Genomic DNA, 20,420 nt, shown 5'->3' with positions numbered 1-20,420 from the left:
CTGATACATTGATAACTGGTGTAGGGACGTTGCATGCAACGTCCCTACAGATAACAGATAACAGATAACTAATATGGAAGCCGCGATCGCAGAAGAAGCTATTAAGCAGAATCTCGAACAATTTCTCATCGTTCTTTCCGTTTCTCTGAGTGTTGCGACACTCTCGCGACTATTTAGTTGGTTTCGCCGCATTCCCTATACTTTGTTATTGGTCATCGTCGGCTTGGGATTGGCATTTGTCAACGTCCGCTTGGTGAATCTCTCCCCCGAACTGATCCTTGAAATTTTTCTCCCCCCGCTACTCTTTGAAGCAGCATGGAATATTCGCTGGCGGGATCTCAAAGAAAGTCTTCTTCCCGTTGGCTTTTTTGCCATTTTAGGGGTGATTATTTCCATTATCGGTGTCGCCTTCCCCGTAAGCCAGTTAACAGGACTCTCGCTTCCCATCGCCCTCCTATTGGGAGCCAGTCTCTCAGCAACCGATCCGGTGTCTGTTGTCGCCCTTTTTCGAGAACTCGGGGCGGGAAAACGCTTAACGACAGTAATGGAAGGAGAAAGTTTATTTAATGATGGTGTTGCGGTCGTTGCTTTTATTTTATTAGTAGGCATTCCTCTCGGTCTCGGCGAGCTTTCTATCCCGGATACAATTTCTCGCTTTGGTATTTTTGTGGGTTTGGGGGTGGGAGTCGGCTGTTTAGTGGGATTTGGCATTTCTTACCTGACTCAACGCTTTGACTTTCCCCTTGTGGAACAATCTTTAACTCTCGTTTCTGCTTATGGAACTTATCTTATTGTCGAAGAATTAGGCGGATCTGGAGTTATTGGCGTAGTGACAGTCGGCTTGATTTTGGGGAACTTTGGTTCTCGCATCGGCATGAATCCTCGCACTCGACTGATCGTTTCGGAATTTTGGGAATTTTTAGCCTTTTTTGTGAACTCCATTGTCTTTTTGCTGATTGGCGATCAAATTAATTTCGCCAGTCTCAATCACAATTTAGATCTCATTTTAATTGCGATCGCTTCCGTCGTCCTCACGCGGATCATTGTTATTTATGGCTTGGGATATCTGAGCAATCTCTTTGGCGGCACTTATCTCAATTGGCGCGAATTAACCGTACTTTGGTGGGGAGGACTGCGCGGTGGGGTGTCCATTGCTCTCGCCCTCAGCGTTCCGGTTATCCTGCAAGGACGACAGGAGATCATCGATGCCGTTTTCGGTGTTGTTTTATTTACCCTGTTGGTGCAAGGATTGACGACCCAATTTTTCCTCGAAAAGTTGGATTTAATCGGCGACCAACCTCAACGCCAAGCCTACAGCGAATCCCTCGCGAGAAGGACTGCACTCAATCGCGTTCTCAGTTATCTAGAAAACCTCGATCGCTCTCCTGAAATCGACCCAGAATTTTACCGCTATCAACAACAGTTGGTGAAAGGGGAAATTAAAAGCGTGGAAGAAACAATTTCTCATCTACAACACAAAAACCCTCAATTGCGATCGCTCGATCTCGAACAATTGCGGGAAGAATTAGTGGATATCGAGGCAGATACTTACGCTGAATATATCCGCGCCGGACGCTTGAATCGCAATCTCTCTCCCCTGTTACAGGGCATTCTCGACCAAGCGATCAAAAAGGCAATCGACGAAGGCCATATCATCGGATAAACACCACAAAATTTCCTCGGCTATCTCTTCGCAAATATTAAATTTTTCTTTAATTTGTCAAAGTTTCCAGATTTTTTCAGAAAAAAACTTGCCAAAGTATGCTCGCTTGCGCTACAAAGATATGGTGTTAGTTCTCAGTTGTTCGCTCTCCTCACATCGACCTAAGATAAAAACCCAAAAGGAAAATCTTGCCCAAAAGGAAAATCTTGAAGGAACATCTTACCAAAAAGTCGATAAAATCAAGCAAATCAATAAACAAATCAATTTAATATCGACTTAGCGATCGGGTTGAGAATTAACATCGGAAAATGACAAAACCGCGATAAGACCGCGATAAATCTGTCAAAAACCATCCACAAAAAATATTCACTTCTAGTAAAACCGAATTCAAACGATTAAGAATATGACTCAAATAGTTGCTCACCCAATGGTGAAGTTGCAGCGTAAGGTGCAGTCTTTAGTAAACTCTAATATCCTTAAGCCCGAAGATGGGATTTGGAAGATTGCCTTTCTTTATGGCAAAGATTGGGGGTATTGGAAAAAAGAATTATTGGATTTTGGCTTTAATCTGCAAGATCCCGTGAAGGAATTACTGGTTGTTGAAGCATGGGATGAAGAGGAAGAATAGGATAAATTGTCTATTCCTTGATTAATATTCTTTTTATCTCTGCTATAGATTGGGTTAGCATGTCATCTCGGCGTTTTATCTCAATGTGCGATCGCTATAACTTTGCAAAAGCACGTTGGCAAAAATGAAGGGTAAATTTGCCCGAGGGATTGCTAGACTCAATTGCTGGGCTAAACGGACGACTTACGACATTTAGCCAGCGATCGCGCGAATTCCTTAGCCGTTTTGTAGCGCTGCTTCAATCGAGGTTCCGAGGCTTTGACAATCGCTCGGTGCAATGATGGTGTAATCGTAGGAATTCCGCCAACTTCGAGGCGGTAAACATCCCCTTGATGTTGGTAATATTTGAGGGGAGAATGTCCCGTCAAGAGAAAGACCAACGTTGGCGCGATCGCATAAAGATCCGATTGAGGGCAAGGTTGTCCCCGTTCTTGTTCGGGGGCGCTATAGCCTTCTGCCCCAATCCGCGTCCCTAAAGGCGTGCCAATTTCCTTCACTGCACCAAAATCCAATAAAACGACACGGCGATCGAGGTGTCGTAACATCAGATTTGCAGGTTTAATATCTCGATGAACTAGAGGGGGATCGAGATGATGGAGATAATCGAGAATCTCGCAGAGTTGAATAGCCCAATCGATCGCCTGTTGAGAGGTGACAGTTCCTTTTTCATAGATGCGTTGTTCTAAATTTTGGCCGTGTATTAATTCCATGGCCAAATATTTTTTATTGCTTTCCAAGAAAAAATCATAATATTTAGGAATGCCGGGATGGTCGAGATTTTGCAAAATGCGTGCCTCCCGTTCAAACAATTCTTGCGCCTTGGCGATTTGTACCATATCCGCATTCATTTCCTTGAGAACGAGGAGTTTTGGCGACCCAGAAATTGTCCCTTGTCGATCCCAAGCGAGATAAGTCGTCCCCATACCGCCTTGACCCAAGGTTCGCAAAACTTGGTATTGACGCACAAAAGTTTGTTGTTCGACTAACGGTTCGCCGCAGTGAATGCAGAAGAGGGTATTCGGAGAATTATTAGCATGGGTGCAAGAAGGTGCAGACTGAGGGGAAAGTAACGAAATTTGCAAGCGAGGACCGTCTTTAGCTAACTGCAAGATCTCGCCATTGTCACAAAAATATCGAGCCATCGATCGCCCATTAATAAACGTCCCATTCGTCCCGCGATTAATTCCCCACCAGCGATCGCCCTCCCGAGACAATTCGAGATGATAGCGAGAGACTTCAGGATAAGGATCGAGAACAATATCATTATCGCTTGCACGACCGATGCGAATCAGAGACTTATTCTGAAAATGCCACTGTCGCAAAGAGCGATCGGTTTGCGGGTCGAGAAGAGTGAGAGTAATCATTTCAATGAGCAATGAACAGTGAAGAACTTGTAGCACTCCTCTTTCCCAACTGATAACTGATAACTGATAACTGATAACTGTTAAAACAGCCGATCTGCATTCGGGCGCATTTTAATCCGCACGATTAGCCCAGTAATATTGTCATGACCGTTATATTCATTGGCAAAATCGATCAGTTCGATCAAACCTTGGTCTAAATTAGCTTTCGAGGAAATCAGAGGCGTGAGATATTTTTCGTAATGTTGTTCTAAGAGATCGCCATCGGATAATCCATCGGAACAGAGTAATAAAAGAGTATCCTCATTGAGTTCCATATACTGAACATCAGGCTTGACAAACTCATTATCCCTCGGACCGAGAGCTTGAGTGAGTTGGTAAGCATCGGGACGGGCGTAAGCATCCTCGCGATCGACCCCCCGCAAAATTTCGCGCTGTCCCACTTCGTGATCGAGAGTTAACTGTTCGATGCCACGCTTGCGGGTCACTCCGTAAATGCGAGAATCACCCACATGAGCAAGAGCGATATTAGTGTCTTGTACCAACATCATCACGAGAGTTGTTCCCATACGACCGCTTCCCGATCGCGAATTTTGTAAGTTCACATTGTAAATTTTTTCATTTGTCGCCAAAATTCCTTCGACAATGGTGGCTTCGTCGGGGAGCTTATCGGGGTCAGTCCACTGGGTTTTAAAATAATGCTGTAGGGTTTCCACTGCCATTGCACTGGCCACTTCTCCTGCCGCATGACCGCCCATGCCATCGCAGACAATATAAACCCCGCGTCCGCGAACGGTTTTTCCGAGGGCGTTTTCCTGTTTGCTGACACGAGTTTCAATGCCAAAGTGATCCTCGTTGTGATCCCGTTGGCGACCGATATCTGTGAGTCCTCCATCGGTTAAACTCAATAACTGCATGGGCAGGACAACTGTCGGCATATCGTCGGCCATGCCGCGATACACCATTTTTTCCGTATCTTCGGAAACAGTTTCTTCGGGGGAATTTTCGGGGATTTCGCTTTCATCGGGTTGGGAAGGCGATTCCTGTTGGCGGGCGAGGTCTTGTAGGCGCGATCGCAATTCTTCTGCCGACTCGAATTCCCCTTCGCAAACTCCCGTCATGAGTTCCGCGATCGGTCCGTAGAGGGTGCGACCTGATTTACTAAATAAGCGCTTCCAAATATTACCTAGCTCAGTGAGATCGGGCGCTTTTTCCGAGGGATCCGGGTAAAGCTGCCGCAAGCAAAGGGTTAAATCTTCATCAACCCGTAAATTATCCTCTTCTAGCAAGCTCTGACAGCATTGTACTACCGCTAATTCTTCCCATAATTTGGCCATTTCATTCAACCAAAATAGCAATTGCGATAAATGCGTCTCGGCCTGTCCCCACAATTCCGGCAGGGACTCCCATTCCGAACGATCTTCGAGGAGAACGCCAATTTTATCGTTAAGAGTCCAAGTATCTTGTAAGTTGGGAATGGCAGGATAGAGGGATTCTTGTAAGACCAAATAAGGGATCGCTGGTTGTGCTACCCCCAACTGTTGCCAAAATTGAATATTAGAGTCCGGATATTTTGCCTCCATCTCCTCAAATTCTTCAATATTCGATTTCTGTTGTTCGAGGAGTTGTTCGAGGTAGGTTTTTTGTAAAGGTTGCGTATCCCAAACTTGCAACTGTACGATCGCATCTGAGGGTTTCGGGATGAGTTGATGCGATCGCCGTTGGTAGCGGCCTTCAGGATCGAGGCGATTTTCTTGGGGAAGCGTGATTTCGGCAGGGGTTTCCTCAGATTGAGGGGAGTCCCCATCCGCGCCAATATTCTCTGTAATTTGGGTTGTCCCGCCCCGTTTGATCTTGGGTTTGGCTTTCTTCTCAACAGCGCGATCGCTCTGAGAAAAAATCAAAGCAAACCAATCATTGGCGACTAATGCCCCGCACTCGGGACAGGTTTCTTCTTGGAAACTGACGGTCGCCTCGCATTCGTGACATTCTTTTTCAATTAAAGAAGTCCCGCAACGCTGACAAAATTTATGAGCTACAGGGTTTTCAAATTGGCATTCGGGACAGACCAGCATAACGGAACATCCTTAACTCTGAATTGATTAAAGGGAGAGGAACTTTATTCTTCTGTCACATTAGCATTTTCGCTTGAGCAATGGTAATCGGGAAATGGGTTAAAATTCTGCATTGAGAGGAGTACGGGGAAAGGGAATAACATCGCGAATATTACCCATCCCGGTCATAAATTGCACCACACGCTCGAATCCCAAACCAAATCCGGCATGAGGGACGGTTCCGTAACGCCGTAAATCTCGATACCACCAAAGTTCTTCGAGGGGCATTTCTGCGGCTTGGATGCGCCTTTCCAAGACATCTAAGCGTTCTTCCCGTTGGGATCCGCCGATAATTTCGCCAATTTTTGGGGCGAGAACATCCATTGCAGCGACGGTTTTTTCGTCATCATTCAACCGCATATAAAAGGCTTTAATGCCGACAGGATAGTCGGTCACGATCGCGGGTTTTTGGAAGACTTCTTCCGATAAATAGCGTTCGTGTTCCGATTGTAGATCTAAGCCCCAAGCGACGGGATATTCAAACTTGCGATCGCTTTTCTCGAGTAAGGCGATCGCTTCGGTATAAGTAATGCGTTCAAAATCGCTACTAATAATATTCTCGGCAGTTTTCAGCACCGATTTATCAATGCGTTGATTAAAAAATTCCATGTCTTCGAGGCAAGTATCGAGGACGTATTTAAAGATAAATTGGAGAAACTCTTCGGCTAAATCCATATTGCCTTGCAGATCGCAAAACGCCATTTCCGGTTCTACCATCCAAAATTCAGCCAAATGGCGGGAGGTATTGGAATTTTCGGCGCGGAAGGTGGGTCCGAAAGTATAAACGTTGGAAAACGCCAGTGCCATTGCTTCTGCTTCCAGTTGACCGCTTACGGTAAGATAGGCGGGTTTACCAAAAAAATCCCGTTCGTAATCGACTTTACCTTCCTTAGTTTGAGGAACTCGATCGAGAGGCAAACTGGTGACGGAAAATAATTCTCCGGCCCCTTCACAATCATTGGTGGTAATTAAAGGCGTGTGAATCCACAGGAAGCCTTTATCTTGGAAAAAGCAGTGAATGGCGTTAGAGGTGGCATTGCGGACGCGGAAAACGGCTCCGAGGGTGTTGGTGCGCGATCGCAAATGGCCGATAGTTCGCAAAAATTCAAAGGAATGGCGTTTTTTCTGCAAGGGGTAGGTTTCGGGATCGGAATCGCCGATAATTGCGATCGCTTCGGGTTGGAGTTCGATACGCTGGCCTTTGCCTTGAGAGGGAATCAATACACCAGACGCTTTGACGGCTGCTCCGATGTTAAGCTGTTTGACAAGGGCTTCATAATTGGGAAAGTCCCGATTAATAATGACTTGGAGATTTGCCAAGAAAGAGCCGTCATTGACTTCCATAAAAGCAAATTCTTTCAACTCGCGCTTGGTTCTGACCCAGCCTTCTACGATTACGGCTTCATCGGGCTTTCCGTTGCGGAGAATATCGGCAATCCGTCTTTTTTCCATGTTGAGGAGTTCGCGTCGGTAGATCGATCTTTAGTTTAATGCTATTTTCCGGTCAGGATGCAATGCTTGCACCCTTCTTGCATTTAATGGCTTTCTGTCAAAGAATTACAGCGAGAAGAATGCTCCTCTCGCTGTTGGCAGGCTTTACAAGCAGTGGGTTTTGTAGTGTGAAATAATATAGGCATGTGAAATTAAACGTGCCTACAGCCATTATTTGCTTTTTAAATAAGCCAGCATGGTATCGGCATCAGAGACTTCAAAAGGATCCGTAGGACAGTTGTCTTCATAACCGGGTTCGGCAAATACTTTTTCGATCGCGCCATCATTGACGACCATCGAATAGCGCCAAGACCGCATGCCAAAACCGAGGTTAGACTTATCAACGAGCATTCCCATTTTGCGAGTAAATTCGCCATTGCCATCAGGCAGTAAAAATACTTTATCTGCACCCAATTTTTGACCCCATTGGTACATCACGAAAGCATCATTCACCGAGATACAAATAATGGCATCAACTCCTTGCGCTTTGATTTCGTCGTAGAGTTCCTCATAGCGAGGGAGGTGAGTGGAAGAGCAGGTCGGGGTGAAGGCTCCGGGGAGAGAGAATAAAACAACGCGCTTACCGCCAAAAATCTCTTGGGTTGTACGATCTTGCCAGCGAAAAGGATTTTCTCCACCCACAGACTCATCACGAACTCGGGTTTTAAATACAACGTCGGGTACTTTTTCCATGACAGCCATTTTATTGCTCCTTAACCTTTGATGATTTTTATTGAATTCGTTCTTATCTAAGAATAATTCTTAGATAACTGTCCTGTAAATCGGTATAAATACTTAATTTTTCAGGACAATATTGCCGATCGTGAGTATTTTTCTATTGATTTAAGGCTTTGAGCATTTGTTGGAGGTTGCCCAAAAATCCAACTTTTTTGGGTTTCGCGGTTGCAGTTTCGCGACTTTCCTCTTCTATCGCGCCCATGAGAATGCGTTCGAGGCGATCGCCAGCCGGTTTTTGCGGTTCTTCGGCAAGGAGTTGAAATTCTTCGTTTTCTTCTAACCAGACTTGCCAGAGGGAAGGATAAGTGCGATAAAGAGTACCCCCTGCAAAAGGTTTGAGAAAATAGGCTGTTTCTAAGGTACTGAGAAAACGTTCTCGTAACTGACGTGCGGCATAACCGATCCCCACGGTTGCCACACTTTCTAATTGAGGAATGAGCATGATGACAGGGCGATCGCCAGCCAAGTTACATAATTTCTCAACTGACTCAATTTCCACTGAAGAGGGGCAAACTAACAAGAAAAGGCAATCGCTTTCGGTAATTTTTTTATCGACGGGGGTAAAGCGGCTACCGAGATCGGTGGTTTGAAATGCTGTTTCTCCCCAGTCTCGTTTGGCTAAGGCTGCAGCCCCCGAGTCGGGAAACATGACTCTTAGCCCTTCTCCATAGTCAGCAAATAGGTGGGTAAATTGGAAAGCGATCGCTTGAGCTTGTAGGGCAATTTCGGGGATAGCCAAGTCCACAACAATTCTACCGCAGCCGTCATCGAGAGCAGTTTGTACGGCTTCTTTGGCTTGAGCGATCGCGTCTTCTAGGGTGGTAGGAACCATTTCAATGAGCAATGAACAATGAACAATGGAGAGAGCAAGTTTGATTTATTGTCCCTCGATTTCAATTATCAATGAGCAGGGGGATTGAGGTAAAGGGTGCGATCGAGCATTTCTTTTAACTCTTCGGGTACAGATTGAAATAGGATATCTCGTCAAGTAGCTTAACAATGGGAAATTGTAAGAAAACTCGACCTCAATTTTTAAATAAAGGTGGGAATGACCCACCTTTTGTATATATTAACCTTTTAATTGCCAGCCTTTTTTAACGGTTTGGCGACAGCGAGCGATCGCTAAACTCTCATCTTCTACATCCTCAGTAATCGTAGATCCTGCCGCCACCGTCACATCTTTTCCCAAGGTTACAGGAGCCACGAGAACGCTATTCGATCCCGTTTTTGTCCCATCCCCGATCGCCGTGGGATGCTTATTCACCCCATCATAATTAGCCGTAATCGTTCCCGCACCAATATTAACGCGATCGCCGACTGTTGCATCCCCCAAATAAGATAAATGAGCAACATTCGTTTTCTCCCCTAAAGAAGTTTTTTTCAACTCCACAAAATTACCCACGCGACAAGATTTGCCGACCTTAACTTGCCCGCGCAAATGAGCATAAGGACCCACTCGCGTCCCCGCATCTACTTCACTATCGCTAACCACCGAATACAACACCGTAACATTCTCAGCGATCGCGCTATTTTCAATTAAACTTCCCGGACCAATGCGACAACCCGAGCCAATTTCTGTATGACCTCGTAAATGAGTTTGTGGCTCGATAATCGTATCGGGATGTAACTTTACCGTGTCATCAATCGTAATGCTATCAGGGTCGATTAATGTTACTCCTGCCGCCATCCAAGTATCCTTAATTCGCGTTTGTAAAATGTTATGAGCATTGGCAAGCTGACAGCGATCGTTAATACCATTAATTTCTTGATAGTCTTCCACGTCCACCGCCATCACCGGCTGTATCATGGAAAACACATCAGTAATGTAATATTCTTTCTGATCGTTATCTGCCTTGAGATCCGGTAAGATTTTTGCTAATTGTTGCCAATCGAAACAATAAACCCCCCCATTAATGCGTCGATTTTGCCTTTGAGCCGTCGTACAGTCGCGATCTTCAACAATTTGTTGAACGTAATTGTTAGTGTCGCAAAATACCCGCCCGTAACCCCGAGGGTTCGGTAACTGAGCCGTTAACAATGTGGCTGCATTTTGGTGAGTTTTATGGGTTTCCCATAACTTGGCGATGGTTTGCGATCGCAACAAGGGAACATCTCCATTTAATACCAACAAGTCTCCCTTGAATTCCTGTAAGTGAGGCAGTAATTGCTGAATGGCGTGACCCGTCCCTAATTGCTCCCTCTGTTCCACAAACTCTAAATTGTCATAATCCGTCAGAGACGCTTTAACCCGTTCCGCTTGGTATCCCACGATCGCCAAACGTTTTGAAGGATTCACCGACTCGCAACTGAGAAAAGCACGTTCGACCAAACTTTTCCCTCCCAATGCGTGTAAAACTTTGGGAAGTTCTGATTTCATGCGAGTTCCTCGCCCTGCTGCTAAAATTGCTACCGCTACCATTACCTTTTGCTGTAATTTTGTTGACGCTAAAAAAAGTGCAATCTCCATTGTCCGCAAAAATGGTTCCCTTTGAATTTTGAATTTTCCTCATGCTTCCACCTCCTATTCGCATTTCCCAAGGACATCTCAATCTTCTCGAAACCTGTTTTCGCAAATATCAATATCTTTACCTCGACCAATTGGGGTCTCCCATCGAGCCAGAACAGCAAGAGAGCCTCGCTTGGGGAACTCAATTTCACCTTTTGATGCAGCAGAGGGAACTCGGCCTGCCTGTTGAGGTTCTTTTGCAAGAGAATGCCGACCTCGATCGCACGGTTTCCTCTCTCGTACAAGCGGCTCCCGATGTGGTGAACGCTGAGGAAAACGCCAAGCGAGCAGCCGAACACCCTCGTACTCTAACTTGGGGCAGATATCTCCTCGCCGTTATTTACGATCTCTTAATCGTCACTCGCGATCGCGCCCAAATTTTCGACTGGAAAACCCATCGCCAGCCTCAAAGCCGCGATCGCTTGGCTCGCAACTGGCAAACCCGTCTCTATCCCTTTGTTTTGGCCGAAACTTCCGATTTTATCCCCGAACAAATTTCCCTGACTTATTGGTTTGTCGGATCCCGTCCCCAATCCTTAAAATTCAGTTATAATACCGTTCAACACGAACAAACTCGGAACGACCTTAACGACCTTTTAACCCAACTTGAAGAAGCCCGATATCGGCTCGATCGCGATCTCCTCCCCTTTCCTCAAGTTTCCGAACAAAAAGGGTTCTGTACTCACTGTGAATTTGCCGCATGCTGCGAGCGAATTCCAGAAGACAAAGAAAATATAAAGACTGCAAATTTACTGCTTTCTTTAGATAGCATCGAAGAGATTCCTTTATAAAGTATTCTTCTCACATTAAATTTTTTTCAACAAAAAATTGATAAATCAGGATAAAAAATTATGAAAAAGATACAAGTTCCCTCTTCATTAATTCACTGGACGACTTTAGGTTCGTTACAGCTAATTAATGCGGTTATTATTATCCCCGTTAGTTTCTTTTTGGCTTCACAAGAAGGAGTGAAAGTGCTTTTGGGTGCAACCCTAGAACTATCAGGGGATTTTAGTCCAGAAAGCTCGGCAATGGCGATATTTGTAACCTTAATTATTGCCACTATTGCTCTGATTGCTGGAATTATTTCAATTTTTATTAGTTTGATAATGTTACGGGAGAAAGAATGGACATTATTAGGAACGACTATTGTTCAAGGTTGTATTATCGGTACGGAACTGACTAAATTTTTCTTGTATGTCAAACCGAATTTTCTCGCTTTGTTTGGTGCTTTAACCATCGTTGCTTTATGCTTGCTCAAACTGAAAAAACGTGCAGATCTACAAAAACAAGCATCTATCCCCTTAGAACCAACTGGCGATCCCTTACAAGAACCCGTACAAGTTCATAATGAACAATGAACAACTTAAAACTTTTTTTGAGGTTAAAAAGTGGAAATCGATCGCGATCGCATTAAAGAAAAAGCCAGAGAAATAGGCTTTCATAAAGTCGGAATTGCGGCGATCGAGCGAGAAGATGGTTTAGAAAATAATCTGCAAACTTGGTTAGATTCCGGTTATCATGCAGAGATGAAATGGATGGAAAATCCCAACCGTTTTGATGTTCGCAAGATTATGCCGGAAGTGCGATCGATTATTTCTGTAGCGTTGAATTATTACACTCCTCATCAACATAAAAATGGAAGCGATCGCGGCAAGATTTCTCGTTACGGTTGGGGAAGAGACTATCATAAAATCCTTCATAAAAAGCTAAAAATTCTCACCCGATGGCTGGAAAATCAGGAAGAGGAAATTCAAGCGCGGTATTATGCCGATACGGGACCCATACAAGATAAAGTTTGGGCGCAACGTGCCGGACTGGGTTGGATCGCCAAAAATAGTAATGTCATTACGAGAGAATACGGCAGTTGGGTCTTTTTAGGGGAAATCTTAACCAATTTAGATTTGACCCCCGATCGCCCTCATACAGAACATTGTGGCACTTGTAGGCGCTGTTTGGATGCTTGCCCCACTAATGCGATCGCGCAACCTTTTGTAGTTGATGCCAATCGTTGTATTGCTTATCATACCATCGAAAATCGTGCAGAAAAATTACCCGCAGCGATCGCATCTCATTTAGAAGGATGGGTGGCAGGATGCGATATTTGCCAAGAAGTTTGCCCTTGGAATCAACGATTTGCTCGAGAAACAGATATTGCCGATTTTCATCCTTATCCCGATAATGTATCCCCGAATTTGAGGGAATTAGCAACAATTTCTGAGGAAGAATGGCATCAACGTTTTCCTGCGTCCGCTTTGCGTCGAATTAAGCCAGAAATGTTAAGGCGGAATGCTCGTGCTAATCTAGAGATGGGTAATGAATAATCAAAAAAAATGGCGATTAAATTAGTGATTTTTGATTTTGATGGCACCATCGCAGACACTCACCGCGCCTTTGTTGAGATCCTCAATCAATTATCTGAAGAATTTGGTTATCAACCCGTTACAGATGAAGAAGTTGCCCAGATGCGAGGCTTGAGTTCTCGCGAAATTGTAAAAAGATCTAAGATTTCTATTTTTAAAATTCCCTTTCTCTTACGAAGAGCAAAAGAAGAATTAAGCCAAGAAATTGCCAATATTTTACCTATCTCAGGGATTGAAATTTCCTTGAATTCTCTCAAAACCAAACAAATTAAACTGGGTATTTTAACTTCTAATATTGAAAAAAATGTCAGTGCTTTTTTAAAAGAAAATAATTTAGAGAATACTTTTGAATTTATTTATTCGGGCAACACGATTTTTGGGAAAGATAGAATTCTTCGCAAGCTCTTACAAGAATATCAAATCGATCCCCATTTAGTCGCCTATGTTGGGGATGAAACACGAGATATTAATGCGGCAAAAAAAAGTGGGGTGAAAGCGATCGGGGTTACGTGGGGATTTAATTCTCAAGAAATTCTTGCACAACACCACCCCGATCTTTTGGTCGATTGCCCGCAAAGTTTAGCGGATGCAATTGTCAGTTTATTGTAAATAATATTAGTGCAATGTTAGTATGAGTCTATTGCCTCCGATATTTAGTCTAGAGTGTACGGTTGTATCTCTTGCAAATAATCGAATGCAACAATTTTGTTAGATGTCTTAACACCATTAGCTTTGCGATCGCTACCCTTGAAATCTCGCGAAATGGTAATTTTGGAGAGAATCTCCGCAAGAATTTTTTCCCTTTGCTCTTGGTAATAAGTTGGATCGTCTTCTTCGAGGAAGTTTAACTCTTTGGCAACAATGTAATCCACTTCGGCAAGGAGCAAACCTAAAATGCGATCGCTTGCAGCCTTCTCTAAGATTGTCCCCATGAAATCGGCTTCCGATTCAGAGAGTAAAACATCGGTATTTGATTCGGATAAGAGAGCTCGGATTGACAATCGGTAATATTCGAAGGCCAATGGCTCTGAGGTCTTTAAACGAGCACCAAGAGTCTCATCAAAATTAACGTATTTTCCATTCAAAACTTTCACTTTTCTCTGCCAAATTTCCCGAGCCAAACGCATCCAAGCATGAGGGGAAAAAATTGCCGATTGAGTGGCAATTTGTAAACCTTGAGCAATCAAACCGTGACTCAAACCGACCAATGCCCAATGCAATTTAAGAAAGTTTTGTAACTCTCGACGTTTTGGGAGTTGATTGCGATATTTTGGGTGGACGAGAGGATAAATAGTTTGCTTGAGCAAAATATTTGCTTCGAGCCGCTCATTCAGAGAAAGTTTCTTACCCGCACTTCCCGACCATAACATGCGAGAACTCAATCGTTGATTGACGAATACAGCATCGCCATATTGAGCGATTCTCACCCAACTATCAATATTTGCACAACCTCCGATAGGAAGCTGAGTATTCCAGCCTTTAGCCTTCAAGAAAGCATCTTTCCGAAAGGCAACTTGCACCGTTGTTCCAAAAGGAAGATACTCGAGGAGCATTCGATAATGAATGTCTTCCTGGAGTACGTGACAAACTTCGCCCGAGCCGACGGGTGGAGTAAAATCTAATTTAGTGTGAAGACAATTGACGCGAATGGCTTGACAAGAGGCGATCGCAACTTTCGGAAAAGCCGAGATAGCTTTCGCAAATTCTTCTATACAATTGGGGAAGAGGAGATCGTCATCATCGAGTAGTTTGATCCAATTACATCGAGCTATCTCCACGCCTTTATTGATGCTGGCCGCGCGACCTTTCTTTGTCGGGTTGACATAATATTTAATGCGCTCTCCCAAACTATTGAGATACTCTCGAGTGCCATCATCAGACCCGTCATCAATGACTACCACTTCACAAGAAAGAGTTTGCTCGAGGGCAGATGAAATCGCGAGTTTTAGGAAAGAAAGGCGATTATAGGTGGTAATAACAATGCTAAATTTGTTACTCACTGCTTGACTATCAACACTTACTGCTTTGCTATTCATAAAATTGTGGGCTTAAGCGGAGAAAAATTCTTTCTGCAATCGCTTCAGAATTCTTGCTCCTTTTTTACACAGGGTATTTTGCAATCTGAGTGTATTCTCCTCTGCCTCTCCACACTGAACCAAATAATCCCCTATTTCCGACCACGACCAGCCTTCTACGATTCTCAGTCGGAGAATTAAAAATTCTTGAGGTTTCAATGTTTTCAGAACTTTTTCAAGTTTTGAGAGGTTTGGTGCAGTTGAGAAATTCAGGTTTTCGTTTTCTCCAAACAAACTATCTATAATTTTGCTCTTTTCGACTCGTTTTTTCTGTGATATTTGCCCTCGACTATATTCGAGAATAATGTTATAGGTAGTTTTCTTAAACCAACCGGGTAAACAAGGTATTCTATCTCCTCGATCAATTTTTGTGGCAGCTCGATGGTACGCCTCTGTAAATATCTCATGGTCGCAACGCAGAGAACATGTAGGAAACAATCGTTTTTTGCTCCGAATAAAAGGCAAGATTGAATTAGGATCGGAACCTAAGAGCACTTCAATGGCAAACAAATCTAGCTCGTTTCTTGTAGACATTTTTCCAAAGGGTCAATGGATTTTAGCGATCGCACTCTTTTTATCCCGATAAGAGTTAGGCGCTTTTTTGAGAAGCACTGCTATCCCTCTAAGTATTATTGTTCCGAGAAGAAAAAAAGTGACACTGATTTTGCAAACACTTTACCGAGATCGCGATTCATCAAGGAACTCAAGAAATATTACGTTTTGTTAAATTTAAGGCTTGCGAACTTTAATCAAGAGAAATGATTCGATCGCATTGCGCGTTTAACAAGATCGACGAATTCTGAAACCAATATTTAGGTAGCGATCGTTTGGTAATTTTAGACTACGTATTTTAGACTACGTATTTTGAACTACATACTTTTTTAATACTACACCATATCATACAAACCAAAGCAGTCTATTTTCTCTCTTCACAAATATTTATATTCTCTTCGCGATCGCCTGAGTTTGCTCTCTCTAGATCGTGACCTAACGCGAAAAAAATTCTCAAATTACAAATATTTTTGCAAAAATACGGCTAACTTTTCCCTCGTAGCTGGAGGAGCTTTATCTAAAGGTGTTAAAATTGCATACTTCAAAGCAGAATGAGCATCAGATTCGGGAGGATTTTGACCAATTTGGTTCACTGTTTCGCGAATAACTTTTTGAGCATTAGCTGCATTGCGATGCAGATGTTCAATTATCATTTCAACGGTAACGTTATCGTGGTCGGGATGCCAGCAATCATAATCTGTGACCAAAGCAAGGGTTGCATAGGCGATTTCTGCTTCTCGTGCTAATTTTGCTTCGGTTAAATTGGTCATGCCAATGATATCGGCTTCCCAACTGCGATACAAATTCGATTCAGCTTTAGTTGAAAAAGCAGGGCCTTCCATGCAAACATATGTTCCGCCTCGATGGGATTTTACATCAGGGAGCTTTGAGCTTTCGATCGCATTGACTAAAACGGCAGCTAATTGACGGCAAACCGGATCGCCAAAAGCAATATGAGCAACAATTCCTGCGCCAAAAAATGTAGCTGTTCGATTTTTGGTGCGATCGATAAATTGATCGGGAACCACCATATCTAAAGGCTTAATTTCTTCTTTGAGGGAACCGACGGCTGAAGCGGAAATTAAATATTCAACCCCCAATTGTTTCATCGCATGAATATTAGCGCGAAAAGGTAACTCGGAAGGTAATAGATGATGATTGCGTCCGTGTCGTGCCAGAAAGACAACAGGAATACCATCTAGTGTCCCGACAATGAGCGCATCTGAAGGATTGCCAAAAGGCGTACTTAAGTGCCTTTCTTCGACATTCTTTAACGCCTCCATTTTATAGAGACCGCTACCGCCAATAATGCCAATTTTAATATCTGTCATAATTTTTAACTCTAAATACAGGATTCTAAGAAGATTGTTCCTTTTCCTTTTTAAATTCCCACCATCGATTTAAAGGATAGTAAATTACCGGAGCCCAAAGACTACTAATTACGGCTGAAGATAAAGCAATTCGTTGATGTTCCGTCCACACGAGGGCTATATTGCGAATTCCTTGCAGGCTATATTGTACCGCAGTAATGGTTTCAGAAATGACCGCGCCACCAAAAACAATTAAGGCAATTGAAATAAAATCCTCTTGAATATAGCGTTTTTTATCAATCAGACCCGTAAGAATGCCAACGATCGTTAAACTCCAAATATGGGAAGGGTAAGAGATAGAAACGTCTTCTATGGGATTGATAAGATTGGTGGGATCGATCGCAATAGTGCGATCGATCCCATCAATTACGTCAATTCCATCTAAGGCAGTCATGCCATCTTGAATTAAACCCAAGGTAATTCCCGCGATCGCACCTTGAAGTGGAGTGCGTTTCACACTCCACACGACAACCCAGATCAATAACCAATTTGGACGAATCCCCAATAATTCAGTACCGGGTAATCGTGTTGGTAGGACGAGCAAACAAATTAAAACCGAACCAATAATAATCAGCCAATCAAAAATTTGGCGCAGGCGAGGAGAAACTTCAAAGATTTTTAACACAATATCGATCGAAATTGTTAGGAGGATAGGATTAACAGGATGTTCAATGGAAATTATAAATAGTTAGAATTTTCTCTAAATGAAGAGATAAATTATAAATTTATCTTCGATCCTGTACTGCTAATTTTCCTGTAATTGTTACTTGTCTTTTAACTTACTTTTAAAAGGGTGAATAGCAACCCATTCCAAGAAATCAATAGGAGCAGTAAGAGTGACAATGACTTCAGGAGCGGGACTTTTTTCTAAATCCACCGATTCGACTTTACCGATCGCAAAACCGGGAAGAAACAAATAACTGGCTGGAGAAGTAACAATTGTATCTCCAACTTTAACGCTAGGTACTTTCTCGTAGAAGACCATTGTTGCCTTCTCCTTTGTTCCACCTTGGATATAACCCATGTCACCACTACGAGTCACTTTTGCACCAACTTTGCTGGTAGGATCGCTAATTAAAAGCACTCGACTGGTATTAGGCGTTACTTTAATGATGCGTCCGACCAACCCTCCCGGACTGGTGACAATGTAACCTTCTTGAATACCATCATTACTGCCGCGACCGAGGAGGATCTGTTCCCACCAGTGATCGACACTCCGCCCGACAATGGGTGCATCAATAACAGCTTGATTTTGCTTTTGAGAATATTGAATGAGTTCTCGCAGTTTGCTATTTTCCTTTTCCAGTTCGTCGCGTTCGGCTTTGAGTTTAGTCACTCGCGCATCAATTAAGCGTTCTTCAGGAATGGGATTTCCATGAAAAGGACGCATGACTTGATAATAGATTTCGGTAACGATCGCACCTTGGGTACGACGAATGAATAAGGCTAGACCGAGAACTAGCCCTATTAATATCAACCGAGATCCGTAACGTTCCCACCAACGACGCATTGTAAACATGGTTATTTTATGAATCCTCGTCGAGCGGTTTTTGGGTTCTATCGCGATCGAGCCATTATTAAAAAAATTAATTAATAATGACTGATAAACAGATAATTGGCTGCGAGCAATTGTCCTCGAGCAATCGATCTCAATCGTACAACCTAAATCGTGCGAGAACGACCGCTAAAGACTCGTTCGAGTTCTTTGAAGTTCTCGAGAACGCGACCGGTACCCAAAACCACGCAACTTAAAGGATCGGCTGCAACGTGAGTAACAATTCCCGTTTCGTGACTGATTAGGGTATCTAACCCTTTCAGTAATGCACCGCCTCCTGCCAACATGATACCGCGATCGATAATATCGGCAGCAAGTTCCGGGGGCGTGCGCTCGAGAGTCCGCTTAACGGCATCGACAATGACGGCGAGAGGTTCGCTCATACTTTCGCGAACTTCGGGTGCTTTAATCGTGACCGTCCGAGGCAAACCCGAGAGGAGGTGTAAGCCGCGAACTTCCATAGTGATGTCATCATCATCAGGAGAGGGATAAGCAGAGCCAATATGAATCTTGATTTCTTCTGCCGTTCTTTCCCCCACCACAAGATTGTGGACTTTTTTCATATATTGGGTGATGGACTCGCTGAGTTCGTCTCCTGCCACTCGTACCGACTCGCTGAGGACGGTTCCTTGCAAGCTGAGAACGGCAACTTCTGTCGTTCCACCGCCGATATCAATAATCATGTTTCCGGTGGGTTCGGCTACGGGAAGCCCCGCACCGATTGCTGCTGCGACAGGTTCGTCAATGAGATATACATCCCTTGCACCTGCTTGAGAAGCCGCCTCCATGACGGCTCGGCGTTCTACTCCCGTGACACCACTGGGAATACCAATGACGATACGAGGAGAAACAAGCGTTCTGCCTTCGTGAACTTGGCGAATAAAATGCTTGAGCATGAGTTCTGCCGTGTCAAAATCGGCGATGACCCCATCCCGCAGGGGACGTAAGGCGACGACGTTACCGGGGGTTCGCCCCAGCATTTTCTTGGCATCTTCTCCTACAGCAAGAGGAACCTTTAAATCTTGGTCGATGGCAACCACCGACGGCTCTTGCAGTACGATTCCTTTGCCAGAGACATAAACCAAAGTGTTAGCGGTACCGAGGTCGATACCCATGTCTCTCGATAATGTAAAGCGACTAAATATACCCACTCCTAATTTACGCCCCCAAAGTGCGACAGTTTGGCTAAATTGTATCTCGGTCTTGTTTGTAAATGTTAATCCATTTTTAGGGATGGAATCGATGTGGATTTTATTACGTTTTGCTCTTCGCGTCTAGTCGAAGGCAGATTTTCTCAGTTTTGTAAACCCTATCGATCGCGCCACAATTGATAACCCATTTCGTGCGATCGCTTTTCTCGTCAGGAAAATTTTATATTTTTCTCTCGCAATCGCGATAAGCGATCGGCTACACTAATTACCAGTTGTCAAGAACCAATGTACTTAAAATATCATGAATTTGAATATCGTTCACTTGGTAGGTCATGCCGGACGAGATGCAGAAATCAGATATCTCGATAGTGGCAACCAAGTTGCCAATCTCACGATTGCAGTCCGGCGACCCAGCCGCAATGCTACTGGCCCGGACTGGTTTAATTTAGAAATGTGGGGAAAGACGGCTGAAATTGCTGCAAACTATGTCAAAAAAGGTAGCCTGATCGGGATTGAGGGATCGTTGAAATTGGAAACTTGGGAAGATCGGAACAATCCCGGTATTAATCGCTCGAAACCCGTCATTTCTGTCAGTCGCCTGCATTTATTGGGATCGAAGCGAGATATCGACACTTCAATGATAGAAGACCTTTAAAGTCAAGGGTTCTGTCCGTCAGCAAGGTTGAGGTACTGAGTTTTACTCGTTATTTACTCAACTTTGCTTAATTTGATATCGATTTACCGTTGAATTCCTCATCAAACAGTTACTCACCCTTTACTCAGCTTGCCCTATCTCTCGGCGATCGCCTATAGTTCTGATGTACCCAAAAAAATATCCCTAGGTGTCAACTAG

Annotated in this window: 19 protein-coding genes; 7 read left to right on the top strand and 12 right to left on the bottom strand. The window is 43.8% G+C overall.

The window, feature by feature from the left end:
• Positions 1 to 73 precede the first annotated feature (73 nt).
• Both AC6RV6_RS27440 and AC6RV6_RS27435 read left to right on the top strand, forming a co-directional pair.
• On the top strand, positions 74 to 1,663 hold the full coding sequence (locus AC6RV6_RS27440) for a cation:proton antiporter (protein WP_500244081.1): 1,590 nt from the start codon (positions 74 to 76) through the stop codon (positions 1,661 to 1,663).
• 403 nt (positions 1,664 to 2,066) lie between these two features.
• Positions 2,067 to 2,291, top strand: a complete 225-nt coding sequence (locus tag AC6RV6_RS27435; RefSeq protein ID WP_500244080.1) for a DUF4327 family protein — start codon at positions 2,067 to 2,069, stop codon at positions 2,289 to 2,291.
• Between the two features lie 170 nt (positions 2,292 to 2,461).
• Here the strand turns inward: AC6RV6_RS27435 and AC6RV6_RS27430 are convergent, their stop codons facing one another.
• From AC6RV6_RS27430 to glmU, 6 genes are all read right to left on the bottom strand, one after another.
• Positions 2,462 to 3,655 carry a protein kinase domain-containing protein gene (locus AC6RV6_RS27430; protein ID WP_500244079.1) on the bottom strand — a complete coding sequence of 398 codons (1,194 nt, stop codon included), beginning with the start codon at positions 3,653 to 3,655 and terminating at the stop codon, positions 2,462 to 2,464.
• 80 nt (positions 3,656 to 3,735) lie between these two features.
• Positions 3,736 to 5,727 (bottom strand): serine/threonine phosphatase, encoded by a 1,992-nt coding sequence (locus AC6RV6_RS27425; protein ID WP_500244078.1) that lies wholly within the window; start codon positions 5,725 to 5,727, stop codon positions 3,736 to 3,738.
• Positions 5,728 to 5,826: 99 nt separating this feature from the next.
• Complete coding sequence (asnS, locus tag AC6RV6_RS27420) at positions 5,827 to 7,218, bottom strand: asparagine--tRNA ligase (protein WP_500244077.1); 1,392 nt, start codon at positions 7,216 to 7,218, stop codon at positions 5,827 to 5,829.
• Between the two features lie 210 nt (positions 7,219 to 7,428).
• Positions 7,429 to 7,959 (bottom strand): peroxiredoxin, encoded by a 531-nt coding sequence (locus AC6RV6_RS27415; protein WP_500244076.1) that lies wholly within the window; start codon positions 7,957 to 7,959, stop codon positions 7,429 to 7,431.
• Positions 7,960 to 8,092: 133 nt separating this feature from the next.
• Positions 8,093 to 8,827, bottom strand: coding sequence for a DUF1995 family protein (locus AC6RV6_RS27410; RefSeq protein WP_500244075.1), 735 nt, complete (start codon positions 8,825 to 8,827; stop codon positions 8,093 to 8,095).
• Between the two features lie 237 nt (positions 8,828 to 9,064).
• On the bottom strand, positions 9,065 to 10,414 hold the full coding sequence (gene glmU, locus AC6RV6_RS27405; protein ID WP_500244092.1) for a bifunctional UDP-N-acetylglucosamine diphosphorylase/glucosamine-1-phosphate N-acetyltransferase GlmU: 1,350 nt from the start codon (positions 10,412 to 10,414) through the stop codon (positions 9,065 to 9,067).
• Between the two features lie 89 nt (positions 10,415 to 10,503).
• Here glmU and AC6RV6_RS27400 point away from each other — a divergent pair, with 89 nt between their 5' ends.
• Genes AC6RV6_RS27400 through AC6RV6_RS27385 form a run of 4 tightly spaced genes read left to right on the top strand, consistent with a single transcriptional unit; the run spans position 10,504 to position 13,473 of the window.
• Entirely contained in the window at positions 10,504 to 11,292 is a 789-nt protein-coding gene (locus tag AC6RV6_RS27400) for a PD-(D/E)XK nuclease family protein (RefSeq protein WP_500244074.1), read from the top strand.
• A gap of 60 nt (positions 11,293 to 11,352) precedes the next feature.
• Positions 11,353 to 11,862, top strand: coding sequence for a hypothetical protein (locus tag AC6RV6_RS27395; protein ID WP_500244073.1), 510 nt, complete (start codon positions 11,353 to 11,355; stop codon positions 11,860 to 11,862).
• 30 nt (positions 11,863 to 11,892) lie between these two features.
• Complete coding sequence (gene queG, locus AC6RV6_RS27390) at positions 11,893 to 12,825, top strand: tRNA epoxyqueuosine(34) reductase QueG (RefSeq protein ID WP_500244072.1); 933 nt, start codon at positions 11,893 to 11,895, stop codon at positions 12,823 to 12,825.
• 9 nt (positions 12,826 to 12,834) lie between these two features.
• On the top strand, positions 12,835 to 13,473 hold the full coding sequence (locus AC6RV6_RS27385) for an HAD hydrolase-like protein (RefSeq protein WP_500244071.1): 639 nt from the start codon (positions 12,835 to 12,837) through the stop codon (positions 13,471 to 13,473).
• Positions 13,474 to 13,517: 44 nt separating this feature from the next.
• Here the strand turns inward: AC6RV6_RS27385 and AC6RV6_RS27380 are convergent, their stop codons facing one another.
• The 6 genes from AC6RV6_RS27380 to AC6RV6_RS27355 form a co-directional block, all read right to left on the bottom strand.
• On the bottom strand, positions 13,518 to 14,900 hold the full coding sequence (locus tag AC6RV6_RS27380) for a glycosyltransferase family 2 protein (protein WP_500244070.1): 1,383 nt from the start codon (positions 14,898 to 14,900) through the stop codon (positions 13,518 to 13,520).
• A gap of 12 nt (positions 14,901 to 14,912) precedes the next feature.
• Positions 14,913 to 15,449: a sigma-70 RNA polymerase sigma factor region 4 domain-containing protein gene (locus AC6RV6_RS27375; protein ID WP_500244069.1), complete on the bottom strand. Its 537-nt coding sequence runs from the start codon at positions 15,447 to 15,449 to the stop codon at positions 14,913 to 14,915.
• Between the two features lie 500 nt (positions 15,450 to 15,949).
• Entirely contained in the window at positions 15,950 to 16,822 is an 873-nt protein-coding gene (locus AC6RV6_RS27370) for an S-methyl-5'-thioadenosine phosphorylase (protein WP_500244068.1), read from the bottom strand.
• A 25-nt stretch (positions 16,823 to 16,847) separates the two neighbouring features.
• Positions 16,848 to 17,486 carry a rod shape-determining protein MreD gene (gene mreD, locus AC6RV6_RS27365; protein ID WP_500244067.1) on the bottom strand — a complete coding sequence of 213 codons (639 nt, stop codon included), beginning with the start codon at positions 17,484 to 17,486 and terminating at the stop codon, positions 16,848 to 16,850.
• Between the two features lie 138 nt (positions 17,487 to 17,624).
• Positions 17,625 to 18,380, bottom strand: coding sequence for a rod shape-determining protein MreC (gene mreC / locus AC6RV6_RS27360; protein WP_500244066.1), 756 nt, complete (start codon positions 18,378 to 18,380; stop codon positions 17,625 to 17,627).
• Between the two features lie 143 nt (positions 18,381 to 18,523).
• The gene (locus tag AC6RV6_RS27355; RefSeq protein WP_500244065.1) at positions 18,524 to 19,531 is read right to left on the bottom strand and encodes a rod shape-determining protein; all 1,008 of its coding nucleotides are present in this window, start codon (positions 19,529 to 19,531) and stop codon (positions 18,524 to 18,526) included.
• A 337-nt stretch (positions 19,532 to 19,868) separates the two neighbouring features.
• Here AC6RV6_RS27355 and AC6RV6_RS27350 point away from each other — a divergent pair, with 337 nt between their 5' ends.
• A complete protein-coding gene (locus AC6RV6_RS27350; protein WP_500244064.1) occupies positions 19,869 to 20,222 on the top strand; it encodes a single-stranded DNA-binding protein in 354 nt (117 codons plus the stop codon).
• Positions 20,223 to 20,420: the final 198 nt, after the last annotated feature.

This window comes from Spirulina sp. LEGE 11439 (genome assembly GCF_059821285.1).
The sequence above is the reverse complement of the archived record's forward strand: the minus strand, read 5'-3'. Positions and strand labels throughout refer to the sequence as shown.

Bases quoted from the DNA above. Each gene is read 5' to 3' on its own strand.
- AC6RV6_RS27440 (WP_500244081.1), top strand. From the start codon at position 74: ATGGAAGCCGCGATCGCAGAAGAAGCTATTAAGCAGAATCTCGAACAA.
- AC6RV6_RS27435 (WP_500244080.1), top strand. From the start codon at position 2,067: ATGACTCAAATAGTTGCTCACCCAATGGTGAAGTTGCAGCGTAAGGTG.
- AC6RV6_RS27430 (WP_500244079.1), bottom strand. From the start codon at position 3,655: ATGATTACTCTCACTCTTCTCGACCCGCAAACCGATCGCTCTTTGCGA.
- AC6RV6_RS27425 (WP_500244078.1), bottom strand. From the start codon at position 5,727: ATGCTGGTCTGTCCCGAATGCCAATTTGAAAACCCTGTAGCTCATAAA.
- asnS (WP_500244077.1), bottom strand. From the start codon at position 7,218: ATGGAAAAAAGACGGATTGCCGATATTCTCCGCAACGGAAAGCCCGAT.
- AC6RV6_RS27415 (WP_500244076.1), bottom strand. From the start codon at position 7,959: ATGGCTGTCATGGAAAAAGTACCCGACGTTGTATTTAAAACCCGAGTT.
- AC6RV6_RS27410 (WP_500244075.1), bottom strand. From the start codon at position 8,827: ATGGTTCCTACCACCCTAGAAGACGCGATCGCTCAAGCCAAAGAAGCC.
- glmU (WP_500244092.1), bottom strand. From the start codon at position 10,414: ATGGTAGCGGTAGCAATTTTAGCAGCAGGGCGAGGAACTCGCATGAAA.
- AC6RV6_RS27400 (WP_500244074.1), top strand. From the start codon at position 10,504: ATGCTTCCACCTCCTATTCGCATTTCCCAAGGACATCTCAATCTTCTC.
- AC6RV6_RS27395 (WP_500244073.1), top strand. From the start codon at position 11,353: ATGAAAAAGATACAAGTTCCCTCTTCATTAATTCACTGGACGACTTTA.
- AC6RV6_RS27385 (WP_500244071.1), top strand. From the start codon at position 12,835: ATGGCGATTAAATTAGTGATTTTTGATTTTGATGGCACCATCGCAGAC.
- AC6RV6_RS27380 (WP_500244070.1), bottom strand. From the start codon at position 14,900: ATGAATAGCAAAGCAGTAAGTGTTGATAGTCAAGCAGTGAGTAACAAA.
- AC6RV6_RS27370 (WP_500244068.1), bottom strand. From the start codon at position 16,822: ATGACAGATATTAAAATTGGCATTATTGGCGGTAGCGGTCTCTATAAA.
- mreC (WP_500244066.1), bottom strand. From the start codon at position 18,380: ATGTTTACAATGCGTCGTTGGTGGGAACGTTACGGATCTCGGTTGATA.
- AC6RV6_RS27355 (WP_500244065.1), bottom strand. From the start codon at position 19,531: ATGGGTATCGACCTCGGTACCGCTAACACTTTGGTTTATGTCTCTGGC.
- AC6RV6_RS27350 (WP_500244064.1), top strand. From the start codon at position 19,869: ATGAATTTGAATATCGTTCACTTGGTAGGTCATGCCGGACGAGATGCA.